15 protein-coding genes and 1 tRNA gene are annotated in these 15,206 nt (G+C 62.3%); 3 read left to right on the top strand and 13 right to left on the bottom strand.

From position 1 onward, the window contains the following. Positions 1–111: 111 nt before the first annotated feature. The 11 genes from ABDB81_RS20680 to ABDB81_RS20730 form a co-directional block, all read right to left on the bottom strand. Positions 112–528, bottom strand: coding sequence for an integration host factor subunit alpha (locus ABDB81_RS20680; RefSeq protein ID WP_137925788.1), 417 nt, complete (start codon positions 526–528; stop codon positions 112–114). A gap of 76 nt (positions 529–604) precedes the next feature. Beyond that, the gene (pheT, locus tag ABDB81_RS20685) at positions 605–3,052 is read right to left on the bottom strand and encodes a phenylalanine--tRNA ligase subunit beta (RefSeq protein WP_346813307.1); all 2,448 of its coding nucleotides are present in this window, start codon (positions 3,050–3,052) and stop codon (positions 605–607) included. Between the two features lie 73 nt (positions 3,053–3,125). Then, on the bottom strand, positions 3,126–4,151 hold the full coding sequence (pheS, locus tag ABDB81_RS20690) for a phenylalanine--tRNA ligase subunit alpha (RefSeq protein ID WP_171020427.1): 1,026 nt from the start codon (positions 4,149–4,151) through the stop codon (positions 3,126–3,128). 234 nt (positions 4,152–4,385) lie between these two features. Next, positions 4,386–4,742, bottom strand: coding sequence for a 50S ribosomal protein L20 (gene rplT / locus ABDB81_RS20695; RefSeq protein WP_071070014.1), 357 nt, complete (start codon positions 4,740–4,742; stop codon positions 4,386–4,388). 27 nt (positions 4,743–4,769) lie between these two features. Next, complete coding sequence (gene rpmI, locus ABDB81_RS20700; protein ID WP_006575466.1) at positions 4,770–4,967, bottom strand: 50S ribosomal protein L35; 198 nt, start codon at positions 4,965–4,967, stop codon at positions 4,770–4,772. Positions 4,968–5,137: 170 nt separating this feature from the next. Further along, positions 5,138–5,659 carry a translation initiation factor IF-3 gene (gene infC, locus ABDB81_RS20705; RefSeq protein ID WP_130390413.1) on the bottom strand — a complete coding sequence of 174 codons (522 nt, stop codon included), beginning with the start codon at positions 5,657–5,659 and terminating at the stop codon, positions 5,138–5,140. 47 nt (positions 5,660–5,706) lie between these two features. Beyond that, positions 5,707–7,614 carry a threonine--tRNA ligase gene (gene thrS / locus ABDB81_RS20710; protein ID WP_160473233.1) on the bottom strand — a complete coding sequence of 636 codons (1,908 nt, stop codon included), beginning with the start codon at positions 7,612–7,614 and terminating at the stop codon, positions 5,707–5,709. A 362-nt stretch (positions 7,615–7,976) separates the two neighbouring features. Continuing rightward, positions 7,977–8,053 (bottom strand) — tRNA-Val (locus ABDB81_RS20715). A 21-nt stretch (positions 8,054–8,074) separates the two neighbouring features. Continuing rightward, entirely contained in the window at positions 8,075–10,306 is a 2,232-nt protein-coding gene (locus ABDB81_RS20720) for a bifunctional (p)ppGpp synthetase/guanosine-3',5'-bis(diphosphate) 3'-pyrophosphohydrolase (RefSeq protein WP_160472071.1), read from the bottom strand. A 16-nt stretch (positions 10,307–10,322) separates the two neighbouring features. Further along, positions 10,323–10,685, bottom strand: a complete 363-nt coding sequence (locus ABDB81_RS20725) for a RidA family protein (RefSeq protein WP_137925784.1) — start codon at positions 10,683–10,685, stop codon at positions 10,323–10,325. Between the two features lie 38 nt (positions 10,686–10,723). Then, positions 10,724–11,605, bottom strand: a complete 882-nt coding sequence (locus ABDB81_RS20730) for an alpha/beta hydrolase (RefSeq protein WP_346813310.1) — start codon at positions 11,603–11,605, stop codon at positions 10,724–10,726. A 192-nt stretch (positions 11,606–11,797) separates the two neighbouring features. Here ABDB81_RS20730 and ABDB81_RS20735 point away from each other — a divergent pair, with 192 nt between their 5' ends. Together ABDB81_RS20735 and ABDB81_RS20740 are read left to right on the top strand one after the other, a co-directional pair. Beyond that, positions 11,798–12,574: a 3-hydroxybutyrate dehydrogenase gene (locus ABDB81_RS20735; RefSeq protein WP_346813312.1), complete on the top strand. Its 777-nt coding sequence runs from the start codon at positions 11,798–11,800 to the stop codon at positions 12,572–12,574. 12 nt (positions 12,575–12,586) lie between these two features. Beyond that, a complete protein-coding gene (locus ABDB81_RS20740; RefSeq protein WP_137925781.1) occupies positions 12,587–13,057 on the top strand; it encodes a DUF411 domain-containing protein in 471 nt (156 codons plus the stop codon). Positions 13,058–13,110: 53 nt separating this feature from the next. Here ABDB81_RS20740 and ABDB81_RS20745 read toward each other — a convergent pair whose 3' ends face one another. Further along, positions 13,111–13,749 (bottom strand): CoA transferase subunit B, encoded by a 639-nt coding sequence (locus ABDB81_RS20745; protein WP_137925780.1) that lies wholly within the window; start codon positions 13,747–13,749, stop codon positions 13,111–13,113. 11 nt (positions 13,750–13,760) lie between these two features. After that, positions 13,761–14,459: a CoA transferase subunit A gene (locus ABDB81_RS20750; protein WP_137925779.1), complete on the bottom strand. Its 699-nt coding sequence runs from the start codon at positions 14,457–14,459 to the stop codon at positions 13,761–13,763. Between the two features lie 154 nt (positions 14,460–14,613). Here ABDB81_RS20750 and ABDB81_RS20755 point away from each other — a divergent pair, with 154 nt between their 5' ends. After that, complete coding sequence (locus ABDB81_RS20755; protein WP_137925778.1) at positions 14,614–15,159, top strand: PAS and helix-turn-helix domain-containing protein; 546 nt, start codon at positions 14,614–14,616, stop codon at positions 15,157–15,159. Positions 15,160–15,206: the final 47 nt, after the last annotated feature.

Consider the following 15,206-nt stretch of genomic DNA (forward strand, 5'->3'; position numbering starts at 1 on the left):
CCCGTATGGGGCAGGTGTGGCAAGTGTGTGGCAACCGCGACGGACGTGCCGATGTCTCGCATGCATCGCCGGAATTTGCTCCGACCATGCATGCGCAGGCAACGGATCCGCTTAGCCGGGGACAGCCGCGTCCGCGCGCTCCTCGACCAGGCTCTTGAGCTTCTGGCTGGCGTGGAACGTCACCACCCGTCTTGCGGTGATGGGAATGATTTCGCCTGTCTTGGGGTTACGGCCGGGGCGTTGTGCCTTGTCGCGCAACTGGAAGTTACCGAAGCCGGACAGCTTGACGCTGTCGCCCTGCTCCAGCGCTTCGCGAATGACGTCGAAAAACGCTTCGACCATGTCTTTCGATTCGCGCTTGTTCAGGCCGACCTGATCGAACAGCATCTCTGCGAGTTCGGCCTTCGTCAGCGTGGGCACCTCGGTCGCGCGGGCTTCCGGCGATGCGTCGTCGAGGGAGGCAGCGTGCCGGTCGCTCGCCTCGCCAAGGTCTGCAGCATTCATGGAAATCGCGTCTCGATCGTTCATCCTTGATCGCTCTCTTAGTACTGTCTGGCGATCCGCCCGGAAGCTGTGTCCGGGCGCTCCTGATGCGGGCTACCGCTCAACCGCGCAGACGGGCATCAAAGCCTGCCGTCAGCGCATCGACCATGCAGCGCACCGCGTTGTCGACGGTCTCGTCCTGGAGGGTCGCCCCAGTATCTTGCAACGTCACGCGGAACGCAAGGCTTTTCTCGTCGGCCCCAATCGACGCCGAAGCGGCCTTGGGACGGAATTCGTCGAACAGCACCAGCGCTTGCACGAAGTGACCAAGACCGGCCTTGTCCAGCGCCGTACGCATCGCGTCCGCCATGTCCTGAACGCGGACGGACTGCTTGACCACGACGGCCAGATCCCGCACGGCAGCAGGGAATTTCGACACTTCGGTATAGACGGGCATGCCCACGTCACGCAGCGCGTCCAGTTCCAGTTCGAACACCACTGGCGCGTTCGTCAGTTCATACTCCTGCAGCCATCGCGGATGCAACTCACCCACCACGCCCACCGGCTTGCCATCCACGATGACGCGCGCAGCACGGCCCGGATGCAGCGCCGGATGCGCGACCGGTTCGAAGCGCGGCGTGCGCGGATGGAACAGCGCCTCGACATCGCCCTTGATGTCGAAGAAATCGACCTGGCGCGTGGCCACGCCCCACTGCTCTTCGAACGCCGGACCATAGGCAATGCCCGCCGCCATCATCGGTTGATGGTAGCCAGCCACGGTGAGGCCGCCGTCGGCCACGTTGGCGTCACGGTGGAACACGCGCCCCACCTCGAACAGACGTACGCGCGAAGCCTTGCGGTTGAGGTTGTAGCGCACCTTGTCGACCAGTCCGCCGATCAGCGTCGAACGCATCACGGCCAGTTGGCTGGCAATCGGATTCAGCAGGCGGATCGGGTTGTCGTTGGCAGCGAAATCAAGCTCCCACTTTTCTTCGACAAACGCGAAATTGATGACTTCGTTCAGGTCACGCGCGGCCAGCGCATGGCGCACCACGTGCTGCGAACGACGGGCTTCGTTGGTCGGACGCATCTCGCTCTCGGCGATCGGCGGACGTGCCTGGATACGCTCGAAGCCATAGATACGCGCCACTTCCTCGATCAGGTCTTCCTCGATCTCGATGTCGAAGCGATAGCTCGGCGGCGTGACCTCGAACACTTCGCCCTCGGCACCCTGCACGCGCGTGAACGGGAGTTTGAGACGCAGGAACACGTCGGCAATTTCCGCCGACGACAGCTCGATGCCCAACACGCGCTCGGCACGCGCCACACGCAATTGCACCGGCTTGCGCTGCGGCAGGTTGACGATCTGGTCATCCACCGGGCCAGCCTGGCCACCGCAGATATCGAGAATCAGCGATGTGATCCGCTCGATATGTTCGACGGTCGTGGCGTAATCCACACCACGCTCGAAGCGATGCGCGGCATCCGTCGAGAAGTTGTAGCGACGCGCGCGACCCTGGATGGCGTTCGGCCACCAGAACGCGGCTTCCAGATAGATGTTCGTGGTGTCGAGCGTGACAGCGGTGCTGTCGCCACCCATGATGCCGGCCAGGCTCTCGATCTCCTTGTCGTCGGCGATCACACCCACCTGTTCGTCCACTTCGACGGTATTGCCATTCAGCAGCTTGATCTGCTCGCCCTTGCGACCCCAACGCACGTCGAGGCCGCCGTGAATCTTGTCCAGATCGAACACGTGCGACGGACGGCCCAGCTCAAGCATCACGTAGTTCGAGATGTCGACCAGTGCCGAGATGCTGCGCTGGCCCGAGCGCTCCAGGCGCTGAACCATCCACGCCGGCGTGGCCGCATGTGCGTTCACACCACGGATCACGCGACCGGAGAAGCGGCCGCAGAGGTCCGGCGCCGAAATCTTGACCGGCAGCTTGTCCTGCAGGGTCACTGCAACCGGCGTCATCGACGGCAGCGTCAGTTCCGCGCCGGTCAGCGCCGACACTTCACGCGCCACGCCATGGATCGACAGGCAGTCGGCCTTGTTCGGCGTCAGCTTGATCGTGAAAACCTGATCGTCCAGATCGAGGTACTGGCGGATGTCCTGGCCGACCGGCGCATCCTCGGGCAGCACCAGAAGGCCACCAGCATCTTCCGACAGCTTCAGTTCGCGCGCCGAGCACAGCATGCCGTAGCTTTCCACGCCACGCAGCTTGCCCACCTTGATTTCGAAAGGCTTGCCGCCGGTCTCGGCCGGCGGCAGCACCGCGCCCACCAGCGCGCACGGCACCTTGATGCCGGGCTTGACGTTGGGCGCGCCGCACACGATCTGCAGCGGCTCACCCGTGCCGACGTCGACACGGCAAACGTTGAGACGATCGGCATCTGGATGGCGCTCGGTGGCCAGTACATTGGCCACAACGATCTTGTTGAACGGTGGCGCAACCGGGCCCACCTCTTCCACTTCGAGCCCGGCCATGGTCAGGGCGTGCGAAAGCGCGTCGGTGGAAATCTTTTCAGGATTGGCGAAAGTACGAAGCCAGGATTCCGAGAATTGCATGGCGCTTCTGATCCGGTAGGTATTCTGTGATGTCTTTGACGATGCGGTCGGTCTTGGGGCCTGTCTTGCAGGCTCAGGCGAACTGGCGCAGGAAGCGCACGTCGCCTTCGAAGAACAGACGCAGATCGTTGATGCCGTAGCGCAGCATCGTCAGGCGCTCCAGGCCCGAGCCGAACGCGAAGCCGATATAACGCTCCGGGTCCAGACCCATATTGCGCAGCACGTTCGGATGCACCTGACCCGAGCCCGAAATCTCGAGCCACTTGCCATTGCCGAATGCCATGTCGATTTCCGCCGACGGCTCGGTGAACGGGAAGTACGAGGGGCGGAAACGCACCTGGATATCGTCGCGCTCGAAGAACTTGCGCAGGAAATCGGTATAGACGCCCTTGAGGTCGGCGAAGCTCACGTCCTCGCTGATCCACAGCCCTTCCACCTGGTTGAACATCGGCGAGTGGGTGGCGTCGCTATCCACGCGGTACGTGCGGCCGGGGCAGATCACCTTGATCGGCGGCATCGGCTTGCCCGCGTACTTTTGCACATGCATGCGTGCGTAGCGGACCTGCATGGGGCTGGTGTGGGTGCGCAGGAGCAGCAGCTTGTCGTCGCTGTCGCGGCCGTCCACGTAGAACGTATCCTGCATCGAACGTGCCGGATGGTTGTCCGGGTTGTTCAGCGCCGTGAAGTTCATCCAGTCGGTTTCGATCTCCGGGCCGTCGGCCACATCGAAACCGATCGAGCCGAAGATCTGTTCCACACGCTCCCAGGTACGCATCACGGGGTGGACGCTTCCGCGTGCCACGGCACGGCCAGGCAGCGTCACGTCGATGGCCTCGGCGGCCAGACGTGCGTTCATCAGCGCGTCGGCCAGCGCCTGTCGGCGCGCCTGCAGCGCGGCTTCCACCTGCTGCTTGACCTGATTGATGCGGGCGCCCTCGGTCTTGCGTGCCTCGGGGTCCAGCTTGCCCAGGCCCTTGAGCAGTTCGGTCAACGCGCCCGTCTTGCCCAGGAAGCGGGCTTTTTCGTTTTCCAGCGTGGCGTTGTCGTTGGCGCCGGCGAAGGCGGCCTGTGCGTCAGCGACGATTTGTTCCAGATCCAGGGACATGACGGCAATACGTGGACAGTACGTGGAAGAGTTGCCAATCCCGTGCGGCAGATCACGCGCGGGCTGGCTTCGGCATTGCGAATGGCGTTTCGAAGATCGACACGGCATTCGCAATGGATCGCAATGGCATCTGCAATGAAAACGGGGCTCGGTAAGGAGCCCCGTTTCAGCGAACCTTGCGGTCGGTGCTTGCCCGGAAACGCCTTTCAGCGCTTCCAGCAGCCGGCATCAGGCAACGGTGGCTTTCACCTGGTTGACGATGGCAGCAAAGGCAGGCTTGTCATGGATAGCCATGTCCGACAGCACCTTGCGGTCCAGTTCGATCGAAGCGCGCTTCAGACCGTTCATGAACACGCTGTAGGTCATGCCATGCTCACGCGTCGCGGCATTGATACGTGCAATCCAGAGCGCGCGGAACACGCGCTTCTTGTTGCGACGATCGCGGTATGCGTACTGGCCAGCACGCATGACCGCCTGCTTGGCGATACGGTAGACATTATTGCGACGGCCGCGGTAACCCTTGGCAGCGTCGATGACTTTCTTGTGACGGGCCCGTGCAGTGACCCCACGTTTTACTCGAGGCATATGAAGCTCCTTTCGTTATCGTTGAGGTTATGCGTAGGGCATCATGGCGCGAACCGACTTCAGGTTCGTCTCATGGACGTCCTGGGTGCCGCGCAGCTGACGCTTGTTCTTGGTGGTCTTCTTGGTCAAGATGTGACGCTTGAAGGCCTGGCCACGCTTGAACGAACCGTTCGGGCGTGCCGTAAAGCGCTTGGAGGCGCTTTTTTTGGTCTTCATCTTAGGCATGAATAACTCCAGCTCTATGACATGCATGCAGGTGGACGGCTGACGCCATCGCTTGCAAGACCCGCATCCACTTGTTTTTGTACGCAGCCTCCCGAAGGTGGCTCCGCACGGCTTCCGCACAAGACAACGCCGGGATGCATGGCATCCCGGCCGTCGACCCCGCACAGGAATTACTTCTTCTTCTTGGGCGCGATGACCATCACCATCTGGCGACCTTCCATCTTCGGCATCTGCTCGACCTGACCCAGTTCGTCCAGGTCCGTCTTCAGACGCTCCAGCACGCGCGCGCCGATTTCCTGGTGGGCCATCTCACGGCCGCGGAACCGCAGCGTGATCTTGGTCTTATCCCCTTCTTCCAGGAAGCGCTTCAGGTTGCGCAGCTTGACGTTGTAGTCGCCATCATCCGTGCCAGGACGGAACTTCACTTCCTTGACCTGGATGATCTTCTGCTTGAGCTTGGCCTCATGGGCGCGCTTGGCTTCCTCGTACTTGAACTTGCCGTAGTCCATGATCCGGGCTACGGGCGGAGCCGCGTTAGGCGCGATCTCCACGAGATCCAAGTCCTTGTCCTCGGCCATGCGCAGTGCGTCCATGAACTTGACGATGCCGAGCTGCTCGTTATCAACCCCTACCAGGCGCAGCTCAGGCGCGCTGATCTCACGGTTGATACGGTGACCTTTGTCTGTAGCGATGTTCCGTTACCTCAAGAAGACAAAAAAACAAGCCGTGCTTCACACCCTCAGGCCTTGTCGGAAACGTCTTTCTCGAGACGTTCGACAAACGCGGAAACAGGCATGACACCCAGATCCACATTGCCACGGGCACGCACGGCCACTTGATTGGCGTCCCGCTCCTTGTCCCCCACAACCAACAGGTAAGGGATCTTCTGAAGCGAGTGCTCGCGGATTTTATACGTAATTTTCTCGTTACGCAAATCCGCCTTGGCCCTAAACCCTTGTTTTTGCAAGAGTTGCACAACGCTCTCGGCATATTCCGACTGCGATTCGGCGATGTTCATCACCACGACCTGCTCTGGAGCCAGCCAGGCAGGCAATGCACCCGCGTGATTTTCCAGCAGGATGCCCAGGAAGCGCTCGAAGGAACCCAGGATTGCGCGATGCAGCATGACCGGACGTTTCCGCGAATTGTCCTCGGAGACGTACTCGGCATCCAGGCGTTCCGGCAGCACCAGATCCAGTTGCAGCGTACCGCACTGCCAGGAGCGGCCGATCGCATCCTTGATGTGATATTCGACTTTCGGGCCGTAGAAGGCACCCTCGCCCGGCAGCTCTTCCCATTCCACGCCGCAGGCGCGCAGGGCCGTGCGCAAACCGTCTTCGGCGTGATCCCAGATCTCGTCCGAGCCGGCACGCTTTTCCGGACGCAGCGACAGCTTGACCTTCACATCCTTGAAGCCGAAATCGTCATACACCGAGAAAGCGAGTTCGTTGAACGCCTTCGCCTCGGCAACGATCTGCTCTTCCGTGCAGAAAATGTGCGCATCGTCCTGGACGAAGCCGCGCACGCGCATCAGCCCGTGCAGCGCGCCCGACGGCTCGTTGCGATGGCAGGCGCCAAATTCTGCGAGGCGCAGCGGCAGGTCGCGGTACGAACGCAGACCATGATTGAAGATCTGGACATGGCCCGGGCAGTTCATCGGCTTGATCGCGTAATCGCGCTTCTCCGACTCCGTGACGAACATGTTCTCCTTGTAGTTCTCCCAGTGGCCCGACTTTTCCCAGAGCGTACGATCCATCACCTGCGGCGTACGCACTTCCTGGTAACCGCCGTCCGTCAGGCGGCCGCGCATGTATTGCTCCACGGCTTGCCAGACGCTCCAGCCCTTCGGATGCCAGAACACCATGCCCGGCGCTTCTTCCTGCAGGTGGAACAGGTCGAGCGTCTTGCCGAGACGGCGATGGTCGCGCTTCTCGGCTTCTTCCAGCATCGTGAGGTACGCTTCCTGGTCTTCCTTCTTCGCCCAGGCCGTGCCGTAGATGCGCTGGAGCATCTCGTTGTTCGAGTCGCCGCGCCAGTAGGCGCCCGCCACCTTCATCAGCTTGAAAACCTTGAGCTTGCCCGTTGACGGCACGTGCGGGCCACGGCACAAATCGACGAAGTTACCTTCGCGATAGAGACCGATTTCCTGATCTGCGGGAATCGAGCCGATGATCTCGGCCTTGTATTTCTCGCCCATCGACTCGAACAGCGCCACAGCCTCGTCGCGACTCAACACCTCGCGCGTGACCTTTTCGTCCTTGCGGGCGAGTTCCGTCATCTTCTTCTCGATGGCGGCGAGGTCTTCCGGCGTGAAGGGGCGCTTGTAGGCGAAGTCGTAGTAGAAGCCGTTCTCGATAACCGGGCCAATCGTGACCTGGGCATCCGGGTATAGCTCCTTGACGGCGTAGGCCAGCAAGTGAGCCGTGGAGTGGCGGATCACGTCGACGCCATCGGCATCCTTGTCCGTGATGATGGCCAGCGAGGCGTCACCATCGATCTGGAAGCTCGTGTCGACCAGGCGGCCATCGACCTTGCCAGCCAGCGCGGCCTTGGCCAGGCCCGAGCCAATGCTCTGCGCCACTTCTGCCACCGTGACGGGGCCGGGGTACTCGCGACGGGAACCGTCCGGCAGCGTGATTGCGATCATCATTGCACCTTTTGTGGATTCCTCCGCGCTGGCATCTGGTGCCTTGGCGAGCGGAGCATAGCAACTTTTGTAGCGCCAGCCCGTCAGATGCGATCAGACGCACATCGGACGAAACCGGCAATGGCATTCTTCTGGCTACCGCACTCCCGCGAAAACATGGGCGGATACGGGCGACGCGGCAGCATAGCAGCACGCTGGCAAGCGACAGACGAAAAAAAACGCGGCCAAGGCCGCGTTTTTCTGTGAATCCCCCGCATCCGCTGCGGGTCGAAGGCGCACCTCGACTACTGTCGCTAACCAGCGGTAGTAGTTCGAGTTGTCATGTTCATGATGCGCTTCCGGCGTTGTACTGCATTGTGCGTTGGTAGGCTCGATTGGACTCGAACCAACGACCCCCACCATGTCAAGGTGGTGCTCTAACCAGCTGAGCTACGAGCCTAGCGAAGCGCAGAGTATAACCTTATTTTCGCCGCGCGTGCAACACCCCCTGCACTTCCTCGATCAACGATACCGCGCGCTGCAACTGTGTGGCTTCCGCGACCTCGGCCGTGAACTGCATGCGCGCCACGCCCTTGCTCGACAAGGTCTTCACGCCCGTCACGTTGATCTTCTCGCGCGAGAGTACTTCGGAAATATCGCGCAACAAGCCCTGGCGGTCGATCGCCTCGACGTGAATATCCACCGGATACACCGAGTCGCTGCGCTTGCCCCATTCGGTCTGGATCACCCGCTCTGGTGCGCGCGACGACAGTTGCTGGAACGTATTGCAGTTGCGGCGATGGATAGACACGCCACGTCCGCGCGTGACAAAGCCGACGATATCGTCGGGCGGCGCCGGCTTGCAGCAGCGCGACATCTGGGTCATCAGTGAATCGACGCCTACCACGAGCACACCGCTCTTGGCGCCGCGCGCCACACTGGTCGCGCGACTCTTCTTGGTGACGGCCTCTTCTTCGTTGATTTGCGGCTGGGCCTCACCTTCCGGATGTCGCAGCGCCTGCTCTACATGACGCAGGCTGAACTCTTCCTTGGCCACCGCGGCGTAAAGCTCGTCCGTGGACTTGAAGTTGAGCCGCGTCGCCAGATCATCGAGATTGACTGCGGTCTTGCCCTCGCGCTGCAGCGTCTTTTCGATCAGCGCACGGCCCTGCGCGATGGTTTCCTGCGAATCCAATGCATTGAACCATGCGCGCACCTTGGAACGGGCTCGGTTGCTGGCCAGGTAACCGAGATCCGCGTTGAGCCAGTCGCGCGACGGGCCGCCCTGCTTGACCGCGACGATCTCCACGGTCTGCCCGTTCTTGAGCGGCGTATTGAGCGGCACCATGGCACCGTCCACACGCGCGCCGCGGCAACGGTGGCCCAGATCGCTATGCAGGTAGTACGCAAAGTCCACCGGCGTGGCGCCCTGCGGCAGCGCCACCACGCGCGCCTGGGGCGTCAGCACGTAGATATGGTCGTCGATGGCCGCATGCTTCAATTGCTCCCACGGAGAATCTTCGTGGGCTACGGTATGGTCGGCCTCGTCCTTCCATGCCAGCAGTTGTCGCAGCCATGCGATCTTCTCGTCGTAGCTGTTATCGGCCGCGAACTGCCCGGTATAGCCCTTGCCGCCAGCCTCCTTGTAGCGCCAGTGCGCGGCCACGCCGTATTCGGCGAAGTGGTGCATCTCCTGCGTGCGGATCTGCACCTCGAACGCGCGGCCATCGTCACCGATCACCACGGTGTGCAGCGACATATAGCCGTTGGCCTTGGGCCGCGAGATGTAGTCGTCGAACTCGCGTGGAATCGGCTGCCAGATGTGATGCACGATGCCGAGCACCGTGTAGCAATCCTTGATGTCATTGACGATCACGCGGAACGCGCGCACGTCGTAGAGATCGGCAAAGTCGAGCTCCTTGCCGCGCATCTTCTTCCAGATGCTGTAGATATGCTTGGGACGCCCTGTGACTTCCGCGCGGATACCTGCCGTATCCAGTTCCGAACGCAGTCGCTCGATTGCGCCCGAGATGAAGCTCTCGCGCTCGATGCGCTTTTCGTCGAGCAATTTGGCGATGCGCTTGTAGGTCTCCGGCTGCTCGAAGCGGAAGGCCAGATCTTCGAGTTCCCACTTCACCTGCCAGATCCCGAGCCGATTGGCGAGCGGCGCATAAATATCGAGCGTTTCGCGCGCCACGCCGGGCAGCGGGAGCGACTTGGTCTGCGCCAGCCAGCGCAGCGTCTGCAGACGCGATGCCAGGCGTACCAGCACCACGCGAATATCCTGCGCGAAGGCCAGCAGCATCTTGCGCAGCGCCTCGACCTGCTCGTGCCGTGCAGCCGCCTGCGACTTCGACGATTCCGATACATCTGCCTGCGTCACGGCAATGGCGCCGATCCGCAACAACTGGCGCACGCCACGTTCGAGCCGGCACACTTCCTCGCCGAATCGTTCGGCAATACCGGCCTCGGTGCCAGGCACGAAGGCCGCTACCGCGAACAGGCAGGCAGCTGCGCGTGCGGCATCGTCCACGCGCAGGCCATCGAGGATGCGCAGCATGCCTTCGGCGTGCGACAACACGCTCTCGCCCGTAGGCAACAGTGCCGGGTTGTCTCCACCGGCCACTTCGCGCACGTAGGCGAGTGCGCGCTCGACGAGTCCGGCGTCCGGAACGCCAGCCGTCTGTCCCGTCAACTCCGTGGACGTCACCATGTCACTGCACCTGCCATCAGTTGAGCGCGGCGGTCACCACCACTTCGATCAGGTAGTCGGGATTGGCCAGGGCGGCCTCAACCGTGGCACGCGGAGGCGTGTTGCCCTGCGGCACCCATGCATCCCAGACCTCGTTCATCTCGCCGATGCGCGACACGTCGGTCAGAAAGATCTGGCACATCAGGATGCGTGTCTTGTCGCTGCCGGCCTCGGCCAGCAGACGGTCGATATGGCCCAGCACCTCGCGTGTCTGGCCGCGCAGATCGGCCTTGGGATCGACTTCGGGAACCTGGCCAGCCAGGTAGACCACGCCGTTGTAGACCGCATATTCGGACAGGCGCTTGCCCACATGGGCGCGCTTCAGGGTATTGGTGCTCATAACAATGTCTACGTTGTGAATTCAGGTTGTTCGGTGGTTCAGGTGCCCAGGAAAAAGCGCCGGGCAATATCGATCTGCTCCGCGTTGACGAACGTCGGGGCGTGCCCCACGTCGGGCACATCGATGGTCTCGACCTGCTTGCCGCGCGCCACCATCTCGGCGGCTGTCTCGCGAAGCAGCAGGTCGGATTGCGCACCGCGCACCACCAGCGTGGGGCCCGGTGCGGCTTCGAACAGGTGCCACAGGGCGGCTTCGCCAGCCTGCACGACTTCAGGTGTCGTGTTGCGGAACGGCACGGCCAGCGCCGGATCGTAGTGGAGGCCCCACTCCAGGCCCTCGTCACCCTGTACGGGCTTCAGGATCGCGCCATTCAGTTCGCGCCACTGCTCCGGCGTGTGGCGGCCAAACGATGCACTGATTGTCTGCAGGTACGCCAGTCCTTCCTCGAACGTCTTGAAGCGGACAGGCAGCCCCAGGTAGGCGCCGATACGCTCGATGGCCTGCGCCGTGATGCGCGGCCCCACATCGTTGAGCAACAGCTTGCGCACCGGCGACTTTGGCAAGCCTGCCAGTCCCATGCCGATCAGGCCGCCCATCGACGTGCCAAACCAGTCCACCTGCTCCACATTGAGCCGCGCAATCAGTGTGACCATGTCGGCCACGTACTGCGGCAGGATGTACTGCTTCGGATCAGCCAGCCATTCCGAACGACCCCGGCCCACCACATCGGGACAAACGACGCGGTACTCGTCGGACATCGTATGCGCCAGCGTGTCGAAATCACGCCCGGTTCGCGTCAGTCCATGCACGCACAACAGGACGCGCGGATTGGCCGGGTCGCCCCACTCGTGATAGGCCATGCGATGCAGGCCGGCGGGACTGATGCATTGAACAAAGCCGAGGCGCGGACTGGAGGACATCGGAACTCCTGTGCGAGGCCGCCGCATCCCCTGCGGCGTAGAGTTTTCGGAATGGCTGCGAAAATCGGAAAGCCAATGGCAGTCAAACGCCGCGCAAAAAGCAGAGCAGTTGCTGCCAAAGACCAAAGCCGGATTGTACGCCCTGCGAGTACAATGCCCCAGCACATCCTGACACTCCCGACGGAGGCTTACATGCTCAAAGGCAAGACGGCACTGGTCACGGGCTCGACCAGCGGTATCGGACTTGGCATCGCGCAGGCACTGGCCGCGCAAGGCGCCAATATCATCGTCAACGGATTCGGTGACGCCGACGGCGCAAAGGCGGAAATCGCCGCCGCCGGCAGCGGCATCCAGGTCGGCTATCACGGCGCCGACATGAGCAAGTCCGCCGAGATCGAAGACATGATGCGCTACGCCGAGAAGGACTTCGGCGGCGTGGACATCCTGATCAACAACGCCGGCATCCAGTTCGTGGCACCCATCGACGAGTTCCCGGCCGACCGCTGGGACGCGATCATCGCCATCAACCTGACCTCCGCATTCCACACCACCCGTCTCGCCCTGCCGTCGATGAAGGCGAAGAACTGGGGCCGCATCATCAATGTGGCCTCGACCCATGGCCTGGTCGCCTCGGCAAACAAATCTGCCTACGTGGCGGCGAAACACGGCATCGTCGGATTCACCAAGGTCACCGCGCTGGAAACCGCGCAGACCGGCATCACCGCCAACGCGATCTGCCCGGGCTGGGTGCTGACGCCGCTTGTGCAGAAACAGGTCGAGGCGCGTGCCCAGAAGGAAGGCATCCCGGTGGAGCAGGCCAAGCGCGAGCTGGTACTCGAGAAGCAGCCTTCGGGCCAATTCGTCACGCCTGAAGAACTCGGTGCGCTGGCCGTCTTCCTGTCGGGCGAAGCTGCGCGTCAGGTGCGCGGCGCGATCTGGAACATGGACGGCGGCTGGGTGGCCCAGTAAGGAGCGGTAATCATGAAAACGCGTCGCGATGCATTGCGAACGCTGGGCGCCGGAGCCTTGATGCTGTCGCCGCTAGTGGCGACAGCGCAGTCCGCCAAGCCGCTGGCTATCGTCGTCTACAAGACACCGACCTGCGGCTGCTGCGGGGATTGGGTCAAGCATCTGCAGGACAACGGCTTTACGGTCACCACGCATGATGTGGAAGACACGGGTCCGTATCGCCAGAAATACGGGATTCCGGAGCGCTTCGGTTCGTGCCATACCGGTGTGATCGCGGGGTATGGCATCGAAGGGCATGTGCCTGCAGCAGATATCAAGAAGCTGGTGGCGACGAAGCCGAAGGCGACGGGTCTTGCTGTGCCAGGTATGCCGGTCGGATCGCCGGGCATGGAGATGGGGCCGCGCAAGGACCCGTTTGATGTGCTGCTGGTGAAGGCGGATGGAGCGGCTTCGGTGTTTTCGAGTTACAACAAAAAGGCGTGAGGTTTGTTGTTACTCCCCTCTCCCGCCATGCGGGAGAGGGGAGAAAACCCGGCTTAAACCAGCTCCGCGCCAGTCTTGGCCTGGACTTCCTCGCGGGTGACGCCGGGCGCCGTTTCCACAAGTTTCAGGCCTTGCGGCGTGACGTCGATCACGGCCAGGTCGGTGATGATGCGATTCACCACGCCTACACCGGTCAGCGGCAGGTTGCAGTCCTTGAGGATCTTGATGTCCTCCGTGCCGTCCTTCTTCTTGGCGGTATGCTCCATCAGCACGACCACACGGCCCACGCCGGCCACGAGGTCCATCGCGCCGCCCATACCCTTGACCATCTTGCCCGGAATCATCCAGTTGGCCAGGTCGCCTCGCTGGCTGACCTGCATGGCGCCGAGGATGGCCAGGTTGATCTTGCCGCCGCGAATCATCGCGAACGAATCGGCCGACGAGAAGATCGACGAGCCACGCAGCGTGGTCACGGTCTGCTTGCCGGCATTGATCATGTCGGCGTCCACTTCTTCCTCGGTCGGGAACGGGCCGATGCCGAGCAGGCCGTTTTCCGATTGGAGCCACACTTCCATGCCTTGCGGCACGTGGTTGGCCACCAGCGTCGGCAGGCCGATGCCCAGGTTCACATAGAAACCGTCCTGCAGTTCCGCGGCCGCGCGCGCGGCCATTTCATCACGTGTCCATGCCATGATCTGTCTCCTTACTTGGCACGCACGGTGCGCTGTTCGATGCGTTTCTCGGGGGTCTTGTTCAGCACGATACGGTGAACGAAGATGCCCGGCAGGTGGACGTCGTCCGGATCGATCTCGCCGGTCTCGACGATTTCCTCGACCTCGGCCACGGTGATCTTGCCCGACATCGCGCACACCGGATTGAAGTTGCGTGCAGTACGGCGGAAGACCAGATTGCCGGCCTTGTCAGCCTTGTGTGCCTTGACCAGTGCCACGTCAGAGACCAGCGCCTGCTCCATGACGTACTTCTCGCCATTGAACTCGCGTACTTCCTTGCCTTCGGCGACGATCGTGCCGACACCGGTCTTGGTGAAGAATGCCGGGATGCCCGAGCCGCCAGCGCGCAGCTTTTCGGCCAGCGTGCCCTGCGGCGTGAAATCGAGCTGGAGTTCGCCGGCCAGGTACTGGCGCTCGAACTCCTTGTTTTCACCGACGTACGACGAGATCATCTTGCTGATCTGGCGGGTGGCCAGCAGCAGGCCCAGGCCGAAGCCATCGACGCCCGCGTTGTTCGAAATGCAGGTGAGCTGCTTGGCGCCACTGTCGCGCAGCGCGGCGATCAGTGCTTCAGGGATGCCGCACAGGCCGAAGCCGCCTACGGCGATCGTCTGGCCGTCGCGCACGACGCCCGCGAGCGCCTCGGCGGCGCTGGCGTAGACCTTGTTCATGTTTGCTCCTTCCTCGGTAGTCCCGCTACGCGGCCGGGTAGCCCCGCGCGGAAATTGTAACGGTACAATCGGCGGTCAGGCGCCGCCGTTGACGCCCCAGAGCATACGTCAAGGGATGCCGCGAGCGCCATTACGTAAAAGTACATAAGGGATAATGCCGTCCATCGACTACCAGACCGCTTTCCAGTTGGCCCCGGTTGGCCTGGTGCTATCGCGCGCCCGGGTGATCGAGGATTGCAACGACGAGGTCTGCCGGATCTTCGGCACCACCCGCGAGGCCCTGATGGGCCAATCGTTCCAGGTGCTCTATCCCACCGCCGACGAGTTCGAGCGCACGGGCGCGCGCATCGTGCCGGTGATGAACACCAAGGGCCTGTATTCGGACGAGCGAATCATGAAGCGCGCCAGCGGCGAGCTGTTCTGGTGCCACGTTACCGGACGCTCACTGGATCGCAAGGACCCGTTGGGCGCCGGCATCTGGACGTTCGAGGATCTGTCGCAGAAGCGGCCGGTCACGGCCGAACTGACCGCGCGGGAGCGCGACATCGCCGCGCAACTTGTGGAAGGCAAGACTAGCAAGCAGATCGGGAAGCTGCTGGCAATCAGTCCGCGCACCGTGGATATCTACCGGGCGCGGCTGATGAAGAAATACGGGGCCCATACGGCAGTGGACCTGGTGCAGCGGCTGGTGAACCACTGAGGTGTTGTCTTACTCCCCTCTCCCGTTGCACGGGAGAGGGGACCTGC

Source organism: Cupriavidus sp. DL-D2 (genome assembly GCF_039710735.1).
In the GTDB taxonomy this organism is placed as follows: Bacteria; Pseudomonadota; Gammaproteobacteria; order Burkholderiales; family Burkholderiaceae; genus Cupriavidus.